Origin of the sequence: Enterococcus sp. AZ015, assembly GCF_050499225.1 — a bacterium.
GTDB lineage: Bacteria > Bacillota > Bacilli > Lactobacillales > Enterococcaceae > Enterococcus_D > Enterococcus_D entomosocium.
In genome coordinates, this window is sequence record NZ_JBMHEX010000001.1 from 1,767,279 (window position 1) to 1,784,224 (window position 16,946).

At 40.3% G+C, this 16,946-nt stretch carries 13 protein-coding genes and 1 pseudogene; 3 read left to right on the forward strand and 11 right to left on the reverse strand.

From position 1 onward, the window contains the following. Positions 1 to 8: 8 nt before the first annotated feature. Together mdcA and IGK85_RS08315 are read right to left on the reverse strand one after the other, a co-directional pair. Positions 9 to 1,655 carry a malonate decarboxylase subunit alpha gene (gene mdcA / locus IGK85_RS08310; RefSeq protein WP_429972221.1) on the reverse strand — a complete coding sequence of 549 codons (1,647 nt, stop codon included), beginning with the start codon at positions 1,653 to 1,655 and terminating at the stop codon, positions 9 to 11. Positions 1,656 to 1,660: 5 nt separating this feature from the next. After that, positions 1,661 to 2,575 carry an ACP S-malonyltransferase gene (locus IGK85_RS08315; protein ID WP_008379990.1) on the reverse strand — a complete coding sequence of 305 codons (915 nt, stop codon included), beginning with the start codon at positions 2,573 to 2,575 and terminating at the stop codon, positions 1,661 to 1,663. A 117-nt stretch (positions 2,576 to 2,692) separates the two neighbouring features. On the opposite strand from IGK85_RS08315, the gene IGK85_RS08320 reads away from it, so the two are divergent. Continuing rightward, positions 2,693 to 3,547: a LysR family transcriptional regulator gene (locus IGK85_RS08320; RefSeq protein WP_034878552.1), complete on the forward strand. Its 855-nt coding sequence runs from the start codon at positions 2,693 to 2,695 to the stop codon at positions 3,545 to 3,547. Positions 3,548 to 3,757: 210 nt separating this feature from the next. Here the strand turns inward: IGK85_RS08320 and IGK85_RS08325 are convergent, their stop codons facing one another. The 8 genes and pseudogenes from IGK85_RS08325 to IGK85_RS08360 form a co-directional block, all read right to left on the reverse strand. Continuing rightward, positions 3,758 to 4,177 (reverse strand): cupin domain-containing protein, encoded by a 420-nt coding sequence (locus IGK85_RS08325; protein ID WP_429972223.1) that lies wholly within the window; start codon positions 4,175 to 4,177, stop codon positions 3,758 to 3,760. Next, the gene (locus IGK85_RS08330) at positions 4,178 to 4,522 is read right to left on the reverse strand and encodes a carboxymuconolactone decarboxylase family protein (RefSeq protein WP_008379997.1); all 345 of its coding nucleotides are present in this window, start codon (positions 4,520 to 4,522) and stop codon (positions 4,178 to 4,180) included. Continuing rightward, entirely contained in the window at positions 4,491 to 5,057 is a 567-nt protein-coding gene (locus tag IGK85_RS08335; RefSeq protein WP_008379999.1) for a flavodoxin, read from the reverse strand. Before IGK85_RS08335 ends, IGK85_RS08330 begins: the two co-directional genes overlap by 32 nt. 164 nt (positions 5,058 to 5,221) lie before the next feature. Next, positions 5,222 to 6,103 (reverse strand): LysR family transcriptional regulator, encoded by an 882-nt coding sequence (locus IGK85_RS08340; RefSeq protein ID WP_429968724.1) that lies wholly within the window; start codon positions 6,101 to 6,103, stop codon positions 5,222 to 5,224. A 468-nt stretch (positions 6,104 to 6,571) separates the two neighbouring features. Further along, on the reverse strand, positions 6,572 to 7,276 hold the full coding sequence (locus IGK85_RS08345) for a flavodoxin (RefSeq protein ID WP_035006851.1): 705 nt from the start codon (positions 7,274 to 7,276) through the stop codon (positions 6,572 to 6,574). Positions 7,277 to 7,511: 235 nt separating this feature from the next. Continuing rightward, positions 7,512 to 9,723: pseudogene (bglX, locus tag IGK85_RS08350) on the reverse strand (beta-glucosidase BglX). A 25-nt stretch (positions 9,724 to 9,748) separates the two neighbouring features. After that, positions 9,749 to 11,215 carry a glycoside hydrolase family 43 protein gene (locus tag IGK85_RS08355; RefSeq protein ID WP_008380008.1) on the reverse strand — a complete coding sequence of 489 codons (1,467 nt, stop codon included), beginning with the start codon at positions 11,213 to 11,215 and terminating at the stop codon, positions 9,749 to 9,751. 72 nt (positions 11,216 to 11,287) lie between these two features. Then, on the reverse strand, positions 11,288 to 12,565 hold the full coding sequence (locus IGK85_RS08360) for a PTS sugar transporter subunit IIC (protein WP_008380010.1): 1,278 nt from the start codon (positions 12,563 to 12,565) through the stop codon (positions 11,288 to 11,290). 177 nt (positions 12,566 to 12,742) lie between these two features. On the opposite strand from IGK85_RS08360, the gene IGK85_RS08365 reads away from it, so the two are divergent. Beyond that, positions 12,743 to 13,732 (forward strand): AraC family transcriptional regulator, encoded by a 990-nt coding sequence (locus IGK85_RS08365; protein WP_008380012.1) that lies wholly within the window; start codon positions 12,743 to 12,745, stop codon positions 13,730 to 13,732. Positions 13,733 to 14,021: 289 nt separating this feature from the next. After that, the gene (locus tag IGK85_RS08370) at positions 14,022 to 14,534 is read left to right on the forward strand and encodes a GNAT family N-acetyltransferase (RefSeq protein ID WP_008380015.1); all 513 of its coding nucleotides are present in this window, start codon (positions 14,022 to 14,024) and stop codon (positions 14,532 to 14,534) included. An 85-nt stretch (positions 14,535 to 14,619) separates the two neighbouring features. On the opposite strand, the gene IGK85_RS08375 is transcribed toward IGK85_RS08370, so the two are convergent. After that, positions 14,620 to 16,662 carry a glycosyl hydrolase 115 family protein gene (locus IGK85_RS08375; protein ID WP_035006861.1) on the reverse strand — a complete coding sequence of 681 codons (2,043 nt, stop codon included), beginning with the start codon at positions 16,660 to 16,662 and terminating at the stop codon, positions 14,620 to 14,622. Between the last annotated feature and the right edge of the window lie 284 nt (positions 16,663 to 16,946).

Genomic DNA, 16,946 nt, shown 5'->3' on the forward strand with positions numbered 1-16,946 from the left:
TGCTCTTATTAAGACCACGTTCTGAATTTCATTGGCGGTTCATACAACCCATCGGACCATTCGATCAAATCATCAACGGTTTGAGCTGCTAGCAATGATCGTTTGGCATCACTGCGTTTGATCCCTAAGTCTTCTGGTAATTTCACGATTCCCGCTTTGCGCAAGGCATCCAGAGAAGCTTTTGTGCTGGTCATTCCTAGTGGCGTTACACCACCGATGGCTGCGATTGCTGCTTGTTTTTCCTCTTTTGAGTTTGCTTTATAAAGATAAGCGATGCCTTCTTCTGTCACGATATGCGTCGTATCTTCGCTATAGATCATAATTGGGGCATTGGCTAAACCAGCTTGCTTTTGGACAGCCAACGCATCTAACGTTTCTACAAAAACAGGTTTTTTATTGGAACCATACGTTTCAACCATTTGAACGACTAATTTTTGTCCTTTTGCTAAAGGATCTGTTTCATCCCGCAAGGATTGCCAAGCTGGAGTCGAATGCCGACGGCTCCCCGGATTATGCCCCATATTTGGTGCACCACCAAATCCAGATAAGCGGCCTTTCGTCACTGTAGAAGAATTTCCTTGATAATCCAGTTGTAAGGTCGAACCGATAAACATATCGATGGCATATTGACCTGCAGTTTGGGATAATGCTCGATTGCTGCGCATCGAGCCGTCTTTTCCGACAAAGAATACATCTGGACGAGCGGCAATGTATTTTTCCATACCAACTTCCCCACCAAAACTGTGGATGCTTTCGACCCAACCAGATTCGATAGCTGGAATCATCGTTGGATGAGGATTCAAGACCCAGTTTTTCGCTACTTTTCCTTTGATTCCAAGCGTTTCTCCATAGGTTGGTAAAAGTAACTCGATCGCAGCGGTATTAAAACCGATCCCATGATTCAACGATTGTACTTCATGTTCTGCATAGATTCCTTTTAATGCCATCATCGCCATCAAAATTTGTAATTCCGTAATGTTTTGCGGATCTCTCGTAAAGAGGGCTTCTAATTGATACGGTTGGTCTGCTACCACGACGACATCGATCCAATCGCTGGGAATGTCGACCCGCGGCAAACGATCGACCACTTCATTAACTTGGACGATCACAATCCCATCTTTAAAGGCTGCTGCTTCGACGATCGTTGGCGTTTCTTCCGTATTGTAACCTGTATAAAGATTTCCTTGGCGATCGGCTTTGTCCGCCGCCACAAGGACCACATTCGGAATCAAGTCGATAAATAAGCGACCATATAATTCCAAATACGTATGAATGTCCCCTAATTTCATGGTTTTGTCTTCAATCATTTGGGCAACGCGCGTACTTTGTGCGCCTGCATAAGAAAAATCGATTTTCGTTGCAATGCCTTTTTCAAATATCGTCAAATGTTCTGGACGGGAGATACTCGACATGATCATATGCAAATTGTTGACTTTTTGAGCATCGACTTGTTCTAAGCTTTTTGATAGAAAGCTTGCTTGTTTTTGATTGTCGCCTTCAAGGACCACTTTGTCTCCCGGACGGATCAACTGTTCTAAGACTTCAATGATTGCTTCCGTTGGGACATATTTTCCATCGAGAAGATGCTCGATTTTTTTCATGGTTTGGGCTTTCTTTTCACGTTTACTTGCCCAGTTTCTTGCAGGTTTTTCCATTGTATTCATCTCCATTTTTGATATAGGAATAAAGCATCATCCATGCCATGTTGATCCAAATTGATCACACGGATCGCTTTGTTTTCACCAAATTTTGCTTGGATCAGTTTTGTTAAGGTATTGCCCGGAGGAAATTCAAGAGCCAAATCAAGTCCTGCTTCGTAGGCAACATCCATGATCTTGTTCCACTGCACCGGAAAAGCAATATTTTGCAGCAAATCACGGCGGATCTCTTCAGGATTCATGGTCATCCGCCCATCTGTATTTTTGAGGTACGGACAGATAGGCACATCAAGGGATAACGTGTTCATAAATGGCGCAAACCGTTTCACGGGTTCTGTCATCAACACACAATGGGACGGCACAGGCACTGCTAAAAGTTTGGCGGTTTGCGCATGATAGTCTTTCGCTTGAGCCAGCGTCTTGCGCAAGCCTTTGAGATGACCAGAGATCGTATGCTGCATGGGGCAATTTTCATTTGACAAATAGACGGGAGCAGCAGGATCAAATGTTTTTGCCACGAGCGCTTCTGCTTCACTTCTCGTTACACCAACAAGTACCCCCATGGCATAATCAGTCGGATAGGCTTCTTTCATCAATGTCGCCCGATGATAGACCAAGCTAGCGGCATTTTCGAAACTTAAGCTTTCACAAGCTAACGCAGCGGAAAAAGCGCCAATCGAATGCCCCGCCACAAGCTGAGGTTGCACACCAGAGGCTTTCATCTGGTCCGTGTAAAAAGCCGCTTTTACTAAAAGCGCCAACTGAATATAGACGGTATCTTGTTCTAGATTCTCCGATACACGGTGTAAATCAAAGCCTGTCGCCTGTTCTAGCCGATGGAAATAACTGGCAGGTACGTCTTCAAGCATCTTGCTGGTCTGACTGCCTTGTCCTGGGTATACGAAACCTGTACTCATGAAACACCTCCTAAGCAATTTCTCTTTCCTGTGTCATAATATCGGAAGTTTGTTATAATAAAAAATACCAGTTTCGTGATTATCCATAACCAAAAGGTATGGAAAGAGGAGTATCTGATGAACCTTGATCATTTACGCTACTTTAAAAAAGTAGCCGAATCGAAAAATATTACCCAATCTGCACAAGAATTATACATCTCGCAACCTGCCTTGAGCCGTGCCATGAAACACTTAGAAAGTGAACTAGGCGTTCCTTTGTTCTATCATGCCGGTCGGCATATCGAGTTGACGATGTATGCTGAAGAATTTTATCCCTATGTCGTTGAGACGTTAGCACGTTTCGACGAAGGAATGAGTGCGATCCAAGCCTTAAATGGAGAAATGGTCCCGGCAGTGACGATCTACTCTGAAGTCGCTTCTGTTTCCTTGCCCAACTTGGTGGCGACATTCGTTGAAAAGCACCCTGAGATCCAACTTTCGATCAAGCAGCACGGCAGTAAGGAGACCAACAAAGAACAAGCCTTCTACATTACCTCTGAGCCAAAGAACGGCTTGACTAATCTGCCGATATTCACGGAACCCATCTTATTGGCGATCCCCAAAAAGCACCCCATGGCAGAAAAAAAAGACTTGCAAGTTGCCGATATCCAACACGTGCCTCTGCTGATGCTGGTTGAAAACAGCCCGCTGCGTAGAACCATCGACGAAGCTTTTGAAGCAAAAAAAATCAGTTTGACTATCGGCTCAACGACGGACGATCCAGCGACGCTGCGCTCCCTTATCAATCAAGGACTAGGAATCACCTTCTTTCCTAAAATAACTTGGGGTTATGAAGATGAGGCACCTTTCGTTTTACGTGAACTAGCAGATTTTCCCTTATCAAGGACGATCTATTTGGCATCAAGCTTTACGAAAGGTCATCCTATGACAAAATTGATTGCAAAAACCTTGATTGAATTTTATCTTGGCTAAACAAAAAGAAGCGTCCACTCGCACGTTAGTTGTGCAAGTGGACGCTTCTTTTTTCTTTCCTATTTACCCCGGTTGAATCATCGAATCGACCGTACATTCATTCACATTGATCTCTTCGATCTCTTTTGACTAGCCACAGTATTGGCTGCCAGTCAGGTGAGACCTCATAAGATTTGTTACACGCCTTCAAGTACGGCTGCTTACCATCGCTTATGCATCGGGCAATTGATCGTATTCTTCATCACTGACTGCTTCTAACCATTCTGAAGCACCAGCAGTAATCGCTACATGGGCAAACCAACTATTTTTTGCTGCACCATGCCAATGTTTGACCCCTTCCTTGATGACTACGACATCACCAACAGTAAGTTTTTGCGGTTTCTTTCCTGCTTCTTGGTACCAGCCTTCTCCTGAAGTCACCAACAACAATTGATACCCACCATCAATATGCCGATGCCAATTGTTGCGGCAACCCGGTTCAAAGGTCACATTGCCAACGTTGACTGGAATCGCTGAATCAGCTACTAAAGGATTCAAGTAACTCTGACCGCTAAAATATTGCGCATAGGCATCATTTGTGTTGCCCGATAAAAAGATTCCTGCTTCTTTTGCTGCATCAGCTTTCGACATTTATTTTTCCTCCAATTCTGCTAACTCTTCTTGATAAACCGTTTTGGCGATGTTAAAAGTAGACCAAGCTTTGGGCCAGCCAACATAGAAAGCCAGATGAGTGATCACTTCTGCTATTTCCTCTACAGTGATCCCGTTTTCCTTGCCAATCGTCAAATGGGCGGTCAACTGTTCAAAATTGCCACCGGAAATCAAGGCAGATATCGTCAATAAACTTCTCGTATGAGGAGCCAATTCTGCCTCACGTGACCAAACTTCACCAAATAACACATCATCATTCAGTTGCGCGAATTTCGGTGCAAAGTTGCCTAAGCTATCTCTTCCTGCTGTTTGTTTCTTGACCATATCGATCGACTCCTTCATCTATTTTAATGAAATGCTGATTTAACCAATTTCGAATAGCTGTATCCGCTCTCTCTATTCTTGAACCACGAACAGCTAATCCAGGATAAACAACTGCATCAGGACAAGTCTTTTTAAAGTCTTCAATGCTATTGCCGAATCCTGAGCCTTCATGAGTACAAACCGGAAAAATAATCTTCCCTTCCAATCGGTGATCTTTTAAAAAACTCGCTAGGATCATCGGGTATGTGCCCCACCAATTGGGAAAACCGATAAACAAGACCCGTTCTTTAAAAAACGCTGCCGATACCTCTTGATAGAGGGGGAAATCATTCGCCGCTTTTTCTTTTTTTGCTAGCTCGACCATTGCTTGATAGCTTTCAGGGTAAGGATAAGCCGGTTCAAGAGAATAAAGCGGGCATTGTAATTTCTCTGCTATTTTCTCTGCTAGAACCCGCGTATTTCCCACTATCAGCTTTTTTCGCTGCCCTTCAATAAGATTCTCCCCTGCTCGTGAATACACAAGTATTGCCGGCATTTTGTCACCTCCTTGGTATCTCTTCTTGGTAAATTTAATAGTAAGGCAAAGCGGAGCCGTTGAATAATGCTTTCTATAAAAAGTCCCTATGCTTACGAAGCATAGGGAGAGGTGGAAGCCAAAAGAAGCGGATCACTCCACTTCTTTTGGCTTTTAGGATGCAATTATTCAAAAGCGTCACGAAAGCGGGCAATGAACGCCGTCACAACCGGCGACATCACACGATTTCTTTTCCACACCAAGACACAGCTGGTCTCGATTTGAGGGACTAAAGGCAAAAATTTGATTATTTCATCCCTTCGTTCTCCAACTGCTCCGCTGATGGTCAACGCCGACCCAACATGGTTTTCTACCAAGGAAAAGACATTGAAAATCAAGTTATATGTTCCAACGATCGGTAATTCTTCTATTGGTGTTTTTGACCATTGACTGAACATTTGCTGCACCTCCGGACGCCTTGACACTAGCAAAGGCACCCCTTTGATATCTTCTGGTGTGATCTCCTCTTTATGGGCGAGAAAAGAATCAGCCGATGTCAGTATACCCCAAGTCTCTTTTCTTGGTAGAACGATTTTTTCGTATTTCTCGATCTCGATAGGTTCGATCAAAATCGCCAAATCCAATAAGCCTTTCTCCAAACGCTCGTTGATATCATCTCCTGTGCCACTGTGAATATGAAAGCGGACATCTGGATAGTCACTGATAAATTCTTCCAACATCAAAGAAAGCGTGTCGGAATTATCTGCTTCCACACAGCCAATTGTAAAATGACCACTAAACAACTGTTTCTTACGAGCTTCAAACTCTTGCATGGTTTGATCCGTTAGACTCAATATCTCCTCGGCACGGCTTTTTAAAAAACGACCTGCTTCGGTTAAGAGCATTGGACGATTATCACGAATGAAAAGAGCCGTCCCTAATTCATCTTCTAATTCTTTTAATTGACGGCTCAATGTCGGTTGGGTGATGTGGAGCACTTCTGCGGCTTGTGAGATCGTCCCTTCCTCTGCAATCGTGAAGAAATATTTTAATAAACGAAATTCCACTAAATCGCCTCCTCTTTTTTGCAACATTTTAACTTTTAGTAATGAAAAGAATCATCCTTCTTCATGGTCTATCCATTTCTAATAATAACAAAGAATCGCAAATCCCGCGAATCATGCTAAAAAAGCGGAGAAGACTGTAGAATTTTAAGAAGATCGTTTTATGGAATGACATGTAAAACCTGTTCGCACAAACGAACAGGTTTATCAGCTATTTATTTTATGACATTTGACGTAGGATAAGTGGGTTTTTGTTATGCTTATTCTTACCCGAGATAGTCTAAATATCTATACAAGCTCATGTAGCAAGTTAATAATAGATTTTTTTTACAAATCAGCTGCGATGAAGATCCTTATGTTCCTTCATTGTAGCTGTGACTTCCGATTAAATTTAGTTTACCATAACAATATTATGTTTCATTTTATTTTTCAAGAAAGGTATCATCCATCTGCTGATACCTAAAGAAATAGCTAGAATCCAATTTCCGTTAGCCAATCCTGCAGGTTCGTTTCAGACGCTTCCACATTTCCCCCTCTTACCCCAAATCCTGGGAGAAATTCGTAGTCTGGATATAGCAATTCCAATTCATTTTGACTATTTGTTAATCCATTACCACCGTGTGTTGCAAATGGAACGATTTGTTTGTTGCTAAAATCATTTGATTCAAGAAATGTTAAAATAGCTCTCGGTGCCCGGTTCCACCAAATAGGAAATCCAATAAAAAGAACGTCTGCATTTTCTAGTTCTTCAGTATTCTCTATCAATTCTGGTCTCGCATCCTCTTCCACCTCTACAGTGGCTGTAGCTGTATGTTCATCATAAATATTTGGATAGCCTGATACTGTCTGAATGGAGAATATTTCACCACCTGTCCCCTCTGCGATCATTTCAGCCAAAATGCGCACATCTCCTGCGAGTTCACCGTCTACTATATTAAAACTGGCTCTTGAAACAGCTTCGATCTCAGGCTCTTGTTCTAAATTCTCTGGACGTGTAAAGTATGCTATGGCAATCGTAGCTTCTACCCCTCCATTCCCTACTTGTTCACTTTCTAGACCATCAACTTCTGCTGTATTGTCAGTCGTCGCACCATTTTCTGTCTCTTCATTTTGTGATTGACCACATCCGGTGAGAAAGATCACTAAAAAAAGTATTCCATACAAAATTTTTTTCATCATATTACCCCTTTTTCTTATTATCAATCAGATTGACTTTTTAAGTATATTTCCTGAAGTGTACTTTAGGGCAATACGCTAGAAGCGTTTTTAGATTTTCTTTTACCAATTTCTCACAAAATCAACACAATGAAAAGCCGTAAAACAATTCCTGTTGTTCTACAGCTCTCCCAAGTCTCATCTCTTATTGTTCTATCTTGTTTTTCAGTGTTTAATCTGGGCCAGCGAAGGAAATTCAGAGAAGTTCAAAAGTTGTTGATTCGCCCTCAGATGAATTTTTTCCAATAAACAAAGTAAACATTCCTGGTTCGACGCCATAATTCATGTCTTTTTGATAATAATAAAGATCTTCTTTTGTTATTGTGAACTGAACGGTTTTTTCTTCATAAGCTGACAAAGAGATTTTTTGATATTTCTTTAATTCTTTCACAGGCCTAACTACCAATCCAACGTGATCTCTGATATAAAGCTGGACTGTCTCCAATCTGGAGTAAGCAGAATTGTTGCGGATCGTAATTTCAGCTTCCAACGTTTCATTCATGGTTGAATCACTCAATTTTAACGAATGGTATGATGCTTCCCCAAAACTCAACCCATAACCAAATGGAAAGAGCGGCTCGTTTGAGCAATCCAGATACTTCGAAACGAAACGTCCTGTATGTGTCTTGCTGTTCAATGGTCTTCCAGTATTGAAGTGATTGTAGTAAAGTGGCAGCTGCCCTACATCTTCTGGGAAGCTCATACTTAAACGACCAGAAGGATTGACCTTCCCAAAAAGTATATCAACGATTGCTTGTGCTCCTTCTGTACCAGGAAACCATGCCTGTAATATTGCATCCATTTGTTTTGTTTCTTCTTTTAACACCAGTGGGCGACCACTGAAATTGATCAAGATATTTTTTTTACCAAGAGCGGTCATTTTTTTAATAAAAGCTCTTTGAACAGCTGGTAAATGAAGGTCCGTTCGACTGCCAGCTTCCCCACTTTGCAAACTGTGTTCCCCCATAGCAAAAAGAATAATGTCTGCCTCAGTGCCAGATTTCAACGCTTCTTTCAGCCAAAGATCTTGCTGTGCAGCTGATGAGGAATTGCCGCTGGCAGTATAGCCAAAGTCTCCAAGTATAGAATCATCTTCTAAAAGCGGACAACCTGGTTCGTAATGAACATATTTTTCCGTAACTGCATTTTGGAGCGCCGTTTTTAATGTTGTGACATCCTCTGTTTTTCCGTGTACTGCCCATAAACCAATCATTGCTTGGTTGTCACCATAGGGACCAACGAGTAATATTTTCTCTTTGTTTGGAGTAAGAGGAAGTACCTCTTGCTTATTCTGCAATAAAACGATCGCTTCGGAGGCAACTTTTCGTGCAAGTTGCCGGTTCTCTTCGGATAAAAGTATTTGAGCCTCTACTTCTTCTGAACTGCCACGGAAAGGATCTTCAAACAGCCCTAAATCCTCTTTAAGTTTCAAGACACGATACACAGCGTCATCGATCAACCGCTGATCAATCGCACCGCTTTCCAACAGCGGACGAAGCTCTTTCGCATAACAGCGGGTTTTCATATCGATGTCATTTGTTGCTTCGATCGCTAATTTGGCCGCTTCTCGATCATCCGCAGCAATCCCATGAGGAATCAATTCTTGAACAGCTGCATAATCCGAAATAACGACTCCGTCAAACTGCCATTCTTCTCTTAGAATTTGTTTGATCAGAAATTGATTAGCAGTAGCGGGAATACCATCATACGTGTTAAAAGAAGTCATGACTAGTTTGCATCCAGCCTCGACAGCCGCTTTATAGCCGATTAAGTAGTCTTGACGCAGTTTGCGTTCACTCATATCAACTGTATTATAATCGCGTCCGCCTTCTGCTGCTCCATAAGCAGCAAAATGTTTAACACAGGCAGCGATTCCGAACAGATCCCCCCCTTTTTTACTGCTGAATGCCTTCTACCATCGCTTTCGCAAAATCAGCATTTAGCAGCGGATCCTCTCCTGTCGACTCCAAGCATCGGCCCCAGCGAGCATCGCGTACTAAGTCGACCATCGGTGCATAAGTTACATGCGCGCCAGCCGCTCTTGCTTCTTGGGCTGCGGCTTGGTAGGCGCTTTGAATCAACGCCGGATTCCATGTTGCTCCCAATCCTAGAGGAATCGGGAAGACTGTTCGGTATCCATAAATGATATCTGCCATGAACAATAGAGGGATTTTGTGTCGGCTTTTTCTTAAGTAGTCTCTTTGAATCTTTCGAGTTACTTGAGCCCCTGTGACATTTAGTACCGAACCGACAAAATCGATGGTTTGTTGTTCGATGCCAAGTTTTTGCTGAGGACCCAAAGACAAATCGCTTCCGTGAAAGAATTCTCCAGATAACTGCACCAATTGGCCGATTTTTTCATCTAAGGTCAGTTGGTTGACTAATTGTACCAGTGTTTGATTTTTCATATTATTACTCCTCGCATAGTTTTTTCTATTGATATCTTAGTTCTGGTGTGATAAAGCGAGTCTTTCCTGTAGCTGCTTCTGCAAAAACTCCTAACTGGACACCGGTAAATTTTGAGTCAGAACATTCGTTTGTAAAATGACGTACAGCGATTTGATCTTTAAACACTACAGTACTCGTTCCATCTATAATCAGCAGATTGTAGCTATTGCTGTCTCCAGATAATTTCAGGGTCAGTCTCTTTCTATCTTTTAAATTATTGGATCGATGCAGATGTAAATCGAAGATGATTTTGCTGGAAAAAAGCTCTGTTTGGTGTTTTGTTTTTCGCAATCCGAATTGGCAAAAATGCAGGTCATCCTTATAGATTGCTATGCCAAAATTTCCCTCCTGACATTCGTCGACCATCAATGTCGTTTCAAAGCAGCAGTCAGTATCAGCTTGACTTAAGGACAAAAAGGCAATGGGCTCGTCCTTAGAAGTTCCTAAACGGGTCGGTAAGTTATCAATGACCAAATCAGTATCATACGTATAAACAATTGGCAAACGTACACTCTGCAACTTCTTGCAGAGAAAAGGTACCGGTTCATTCCGCTGCTTAACGCTCTTTGAAAAACGATCTGTTTCAACTTCAACCGATGCGTTCCCTGTCTGGTTGACAACTGGCCAACCGTCAATCCACTCTACAGGTAATAGAATCGTTTCACGACCAAGCAGGGTAAAATGACGTTTGGGCCTAGTCGCAAGAGCTGTCAGCCACCAAAAACCTTCTTTATCTTGAAAGAAATCTGCATGCCCTACGGCTTGAAGCGGCGACTTGATATCTCTATTCGAGAGGATAGGATTCATACTTGCTCCTTCATATGGACCATTGATTGATTTACTTCTTTGAATCGTTACCATATGTCCTTCTCTTGTGCCACCTTCCGCCAATATAAGATAGTACCATTCGTCTTTCTTGAAAAGATGTGGTGCTTCCGCGTCGCGTCCACCGCACCCTTGGCTGATTTCTACCGGATCTGTCAGCATTTTCCCGCTGTAAGGATCGATTTCAAATTGTAGAATGCTGTTTTTCCCTTTCATTGATGCAGCAAGTTGGAAGAAAAATCGGCCATCAATAAATGAAAGCGAGGGATCGATCCCAAAAGGACAATTGATCCAGATTGGATCAGACCAGCCATGGTCAAGGTTTTTCGTATGGCAGATGAAATTCCCTTGAGTGACATTTGTACATACCAGAAAATATGTTTCCTCAAAGAAGCGGATCGTTGGGGCAAAAAGTCCCATCGAGTTGCTGATTTCTTTCAGATTGATATGATCTGGACAATCAATCGCATACTGTTTAAATTGCCAATTGAGTAGATCCTGGCTTTTAAAAATCGGCAGACAAGGAAAATATTCGAAACTTGAACAGACTAAATAGTAGGATTTTCCATCGAAACAAATACTCGGATCAGGATGAAATCCTTTGATAACCGGATTGGTATACTTCATTGTGCTCCTCTTTTCTCTTTGTATTGCCACATAGAAAAAAGAAAGCGACACTAGCCGCTTTCTTTTTCGGGTTTACACTTGCTCCTTCAATGCGGCTTGTTCCAATTGATAGGTTTCTTTATCCAGATTTCGAAACCACGGATACCATAGTATTGGGGACAAAATCAGTTGAATGAACAACTGTAAGATGATAATCGACAGTTTCCCTTGAACAGCAGCATGGAACCCAATTGGTAAACCGAAAATGGCAGTAACACCAGTAAAACGAGCGACAAATCCAAAATGTGTTAAAACATAAGCTAAAATTAAAGCAATGCTATTATTGGTAATGAATGGTACCGCTAATTTAAAGTTTAATACCAAAGGCGTACCAAAAATCAATGGTTCAGTGATTCCGAAAAGAGCTGGAACAATTGCGACTTTCCCTGTTTCTCGATACTGCTTGCTTTTCGCTCGCAGCATTAATAATGCTAATCCTAAGCCCATACCGCTCCAAGTTATGATCATAAAGAATGCATAGCCAGTAATGTTTGGCGGTGTTTGGCCTGCCGCAACAGCGTTTAAGTTCTCGACGTCCATTGCCATCCACAGGGCTTGAACGATCGGCATAACGACATTTGTTCCATGAATACCGAAAAACCACAAAACCTGTTGAATCAGTGAGATCAGAATGACTGCACTGATTGATCCTCCGATCCCTTGAAGCGGTTCTTGTATGATACTGTAAACAAACTGATGCATGTTGCCGAAGCTGGTTGCTTCAAAGAGTGAATTTAGTACAATGAAGAGCACACTGATAAGAATCGTAGGTAAAATTGATTCAAACACTTTTGTTACCATAGGAGGTACACCTGCTGGCATTTTGATTGTCCAACCTTTGTCTTTCAGCCAAATATATACCCTTCCACTTACCAAACCAACGATCATTGCGGAAAATACTCCTTGTGCACTTAGCCAAGTAGCTGGAATTGCGCTGACTTCATCCGTCGTTGTACCTAGAGGGGTAATGATAAAGAAACTAAGCAATGCGATAATAGCAGCAGAAATACCATCTTCTGTCGGACGTAGATTTTTCACTAAATGATAAGCCATTAATACCACGACATAAACAGCCATCGAGCCAATAGTTATTTGATTTAGTTTGCTAAAAACATTTGCGAAACCAGCTAAAAATGAAAGTGCTGGAAGACTATTAGGTAATACTAGAAGTAAAACAGCGATCGAGCCGATCAAAATAGGACCTAGTGTCCCCATCATCGCACCGGAGATCGATTTTAAATAAGCATTGTTGCCTAATTTGTCAAAAAAAGGACTTAATTTATCGAAATGACCTGTGATTTTTTCTTTCATAATATTTCCTTCCAATCATTTATTGTTGATTTGATAGCGCCTTCAATTTCAACTTGTTATCAATATAACAGACTCTTTAGCGAAAGCGAATATCAATTCCTGACTTGTTTTTGACAAAAACACAGATTTGACTACTTGATTCTTGATTGTTAAAATCGATAAAAAAGGAGCGCAACGATGGACCATTTATCCCTAGACAGGCTGATCCGTAAGGTTTCTAATCATGAAAAGGCGTATCGAAACGGAAATTTGAAACCTGATTATTCCGACTATAAAAAAGTAGTTGTCAATGGTCAAGAAGTTCTTTGCATGGAACTGACAAATTCACAGATGATTACGCAAGAACAGCCTTTTTTTATAAAACGGCATTCTCGTTTTCAAAATTATCCGATTCACTGCCATGATTGGATCGAGTTTAATTATATGTATGCTGGAAAATGTCAGCAGATCATTAACAATGAGCCACATTTTCTGTATGAAGGGCAAATTTTGCTGATGGATGCAAACACTGTTCACAAGATTGAACCGCTTGGCGAAAATGATATTCTCATTAATTTGATTATTCCCAAGTACTATTTAACTGCAAATTTCTTCAACCGTTTTTCCTCGGACAGCGTTTTGACTTCATTTTTTATTGAAGCCATCACTCATGGAATGAAACATGATCGATTTATTCATTTTGCTTCAGAAACAAGGACACGTCTACAGTTCTTTTTTAAAGAGTTGTTATGCGAATGGTTCGATCGTTCAACAGCATATACCGACATTTGTGAAGGATTGTTGAGTTTGATCATTTCGGATCTTGTGAATATCTATCAAGACTCTTATACGGATCGTTCTGATCGATATCGAAAGAGCCCGATTGTTCCAATTTTGAAATACATTGAGAAAAATTATGCAAATGTGACTTTGACAGAATTATCGAAACAATTCAACCTTAATCCTAATTATCTGTCCAATCTTTTAAAAAAACACACCGGCTATTCTTACAAAAAACTTGTAATCAATCAACGTATCTTGGCAGCTGATCGTTTTTTACTTTCAACTGACATGGATATCGTTGATATTTCGCAACAAGTCGGATTTGAGAATATTAATTTCTTTTACCAAAAATTTAAAGAAACATATGGCATTACTCCTGGTACAAGAAGAAAGCTTCATTTTTGAATAAATCATAAAGTTGATTTACCACTAAGGCTCTCCAATCTTTTTTTAATTATCTTTCCATATAAAATTTCTAAGGCTTATTAAAAGAGTTTGAAAGAAAGTTGTAAACAATAATTTATTAACGACTTTTCCATTTATCTTTCGATTTTCCTCAAATATGTGGCGAAAAAGTCAACGCATTTATGTTAAAAAACGTTAGACAAGCAAAAATAAAATAGAAGCGCGTAAGATGGATTTTAAAAGGATCATTATATGATAAACTATTCCTAAATAGTATAGGAGTGATTGAATGAACGTTTTCTTCAGACCACCTAAAATAGATGATATTGATCAAATCATGCAGATTGAAAATGCAGGATTTACAGCGGATGAAGCAGCATCCAAATCTGCGATGATGGATCGTATACTTACAATAAGTGACAGTTTTATTGTTGCAGTAAATGGAAAGGATTATCCGATCGGCTACGTTGTAGGACCCATTATTTCTAAACGTTATCTCTCTGACGATCTTTTTGAAAGTACTCGTCCTAATCAGCCTTTTGGTGGCTACCAAAGTATTCTTAGCTTAGCTGTCGCTCCTGATTATAGAAACTGCCAAATTGGTAACAAACTACTGTCAGCCCTTGAAGAAAAATGTCGTCTTCAAAACAGAAAAGGAATCACCTTAACTTGTTTAGAATCATTGGTTCCATATTACAAAAAGCATGGCTATCAACTAGAAGGACTGTCAGAATCACAACATGCAGGTGTTGCTTGGTATAATATGGTGCTAGAATTGGCCAACACGCCTAATGAATTCTAATAAAAAACTGCATACTAGATGAAACGCCATTCAAAAGTAAGATATTAAGTCTAACTTTTGAATGGCGTTTCATCTCAAATTAATATTATTTACGAACTTTTCTAAAACTTACTCTGATTTTTCTTGCTAACTTTTCATCCGTCAACGCTTTTTTAGTATTTGAAAGCAACATAACTCTTGATTCAATGGAGTCCATAATATATTTTCTCTCCCACTGGTCTTGATCTGGACCATCGCCAATGATGCGAATGTAAGACAACAGACTTTTAATCATCTCTTTTGTCAATGTTAGGTTGGTATAGCCATCGTTTTCATAAAAATCATACCATGTATCACTTGGATTTTCTTTCAGTATTTGAATTAGTTGATGGATTTCTTCTAACGCATCGAAAACTTTTACAAATACAAAAACCATTTCTTCCCGATCAATCATCTGATAAGCGTCTAACAAACGGAGCAGTGCTTTTAATGTTTTGCATTGAACGGCTACTGAGAGGTAAATATCATTAAAAAAGCGAGCATTTTCCGGATTTTTATCCTGAAGGGATAATGTAATCTGCTGGCATCTCAGCAATAGATTCTCCCAGGCTACTATCTTTTCTCCTACCATAGAGAAAATTTCTGTGACTTGCTCCTTGATTTTCCGATCACCCGTCAACCATTCTAACCTCGGAATTTTTGTTTCTTGCTTGAGCCAGGATTGAATAATTTTTCGAATCAAATAACAGGCAAACTCATCCCCAGCGGTTTGATCCTCATGTGTTCCATAGCGGATAACCGCTTCAAAGTAAGCTTCATAGACAGCTTGGATCTCTTCTTGCTGATTTTGATAGTATTGTGTTACATGCTCTAAAATTATCTCTTGATTGGTTCGTAACTGATAATCTGCTCGCCAGAAATTCGCTATTTCTTGTAAGATCAAAATATGCGGTTTTATGTTACCTGTATTAACTAAGACAAACTTATCCATCTTGACTTCTCTAACCGCCATTAACTCTCTAGAAACAAATTCTGGGCTATTAGGCAAGATCGTCAAGAAATTAGATGCTTGTAAATCATGAAAGGCAACGTGATAATAGATTCCTCTTGATTGATTTGGTTTTGGTGTGTTTGTTAACACCTCATCTCGTGGATCGTGATTCCCTTGTCTACGAGAAACCATTTTGCCATAACCATTATCCGCCCAAATCTCAATCACATCATCTGGAAGCTCAAGTAAGCCAAGATTAAATAATTCCGTCATCTCCCCATAAATGTTCATCGAGCATACTGCATGAGGATCGACTTCTTTAACCATATGATACTGTAGATGGACGATTTCGTTGATCACTGCTGCTTTTTCCACTGCAGACCACTGTCGATCAAGATCTTCTGACCAAAAAGGACAATCCCCTTGTCCACGAAAACCGAGTGTGTAAATAACCTTGGTACCTTTTTGCTCGTGTAAGGCTTTTTTCCATAATTCCTGAAACAACACAAAATGTTCCTCGTATGAAGCCTTCAAACTGGGATACCTTCTAGCAAACATCTCAGCGCCTAGTGGCTCGGCATGATGATGTGTATAGATCAACCCCATCGCTTGCGCACTTTCTCGATGTCTATGACTGTTCTTATCTGTTCCAGGGATGATGACATTTCCGCCTAAACGTAACAATGTTTCATAAATACGTTCCCATACATATTCATTTGAACCATTATCTTCCCATTGATCCAGCAGCAACTCATCATTAACGAACCAGCCCCGATAGTCCGTTGCAAAATCAGGCAATGTTAAGTCAAAACCTGTCCATTCAATAAATGGCTTTTTTATTGGGGGAATCTCCATGAAATACCAAAAGGGTTGAACACCTAAAATTTTATGAGAGATTTCAAGAGCCCCATACATTAATCCTAACGGTGTTTCAGCACACACTTTTACTTTATCTGGCGATACGAAAAGTATATGAAAAGCATCCGTTTCATTTTTTTCATCAAGTAAAACCAATTCAATTTTATTTGCCTTCTTTGTGTCTGCCACAACGGTTAAAATGTCACGCTGCAATATCTCGCAAGCATGCCCAATCACTTCATTTTCCAGCTGTTTTGACGTGACAGAAGTATTTTTAGAAATGAAAAATGTTGTTTCCATGTAATCACCCGTTTCATCTATATAGTTTATTATTTTATCTTCAATAAAGAACTTTCTACTATGTTGTAAAAGGCAATCGAATTGCTTATCAGCCATAAATCTCTCGTCACTATTTTCTGCAAAGGTATTTTCAAAGGGTCTAAACGTTTTGTTAACTGTTTACTTTGATACCGCTCATAAATTTAGAATAAGCGAAAAGCTTGTCTAAAGAAATAGAGAAAGTCGATGAAAAAAACGAAAAAACAGACTTTCTTTGTGTTTTTTGATTTTTCCTCGTCTCCCTT

What these genes read in the sequence shown, in the direction of transcription:
- mdcA (WP_429972221.1), bottom strand. Translation starts at nt 1,655, where the DNA reads ATGGAAAAACCTGCAAGAAACTGGGCAAGTAAACGTGAAAAGAAAGCC.
- IGK85_RS08315 (WP_008379990.1), bottom strand. Translation starts at nt 2,575, where the DNA reads ATGAGTACAGGTTTCGTATACCCAGGACAAGGCAGTCAGACCAGCAAG.
- IGK85_RS08320 (WP_034878552.1), top strand. Translation starts at nt 2,693, where the DNA reads ATGAACCTTGATCATTTACGCTACTTTAAAAAAGTAGCCGAATCGAAA.
- IGK85_RS08325 (WP_429972223.1), bottom strand. Translation starts at nt 4,177, where the DNA reads ATGTCGAAAGCTGATGCAGCAAAAGAAGCAGGAATCTTTTTATCGGGC.
- IGK85_RS08330 (WP_008379997.1), bottom strand. Translation starts at nt 4,522, where the DNA reads ATGGTCAAGAAACAAACAGCAGGAAGAGATAGCTTAGGCAACTTTGCA.
- IGK85_RS08335 (WP_008379999.1), bottom strand. Translation starts at nt 5,057, where the DNA reads ATGCCGGCAATACTTGTGTATTCACGAGCAGGGGAGAATCTTATTGAA.
- IGK85_RS08345 (WP_035006851.1), bottom strand. Translation starts at nt 7,276, where the DNA reads ATGAAAAAAATTTTGTATGGAATACTTTTTTTAGTGATCTTTCTCACC.
- IGK85_RS08355 (WP_008380008.1), bottom strand. Translation starts at nt 11,215, where the DNA reads ATGAAGTATACCAATCCGGTTATCAAAGGATTTCATCCTGATCCGAGT.
- IGK85_RS08360 (WP_008380010.1), bottom strand. Translation starts at nt 12,565, where the DNA reads ATGAAAGAAAAAATCACAGGTCATTTCGATAAATTAAGTCCTTTTTTT.
- IGK85_RS08365 (WP_008380012.1), top strand. Translation starts at nt 12,743, where the DNA reads ATGGACCATTTATCCCTAGACAGGCTGATCCGTAAGGTTTCTAATCAT.
- IGK85_RS08370 (WP_008380015.1), top strand. Translation starts at nt 14,022, where the DNA reads ATGAACGTTTTCTTCAGACCACCTAAAATAGATGATATTGATCAAATC.
- IGK85_RS08375 (WP_035006861.1), bottom strand. Translation starts at nt 16,662, where the DNA reads ATGGAAACAACATTTTTCATTTCTAAAAATACTTCTGTCACGTCAAAA.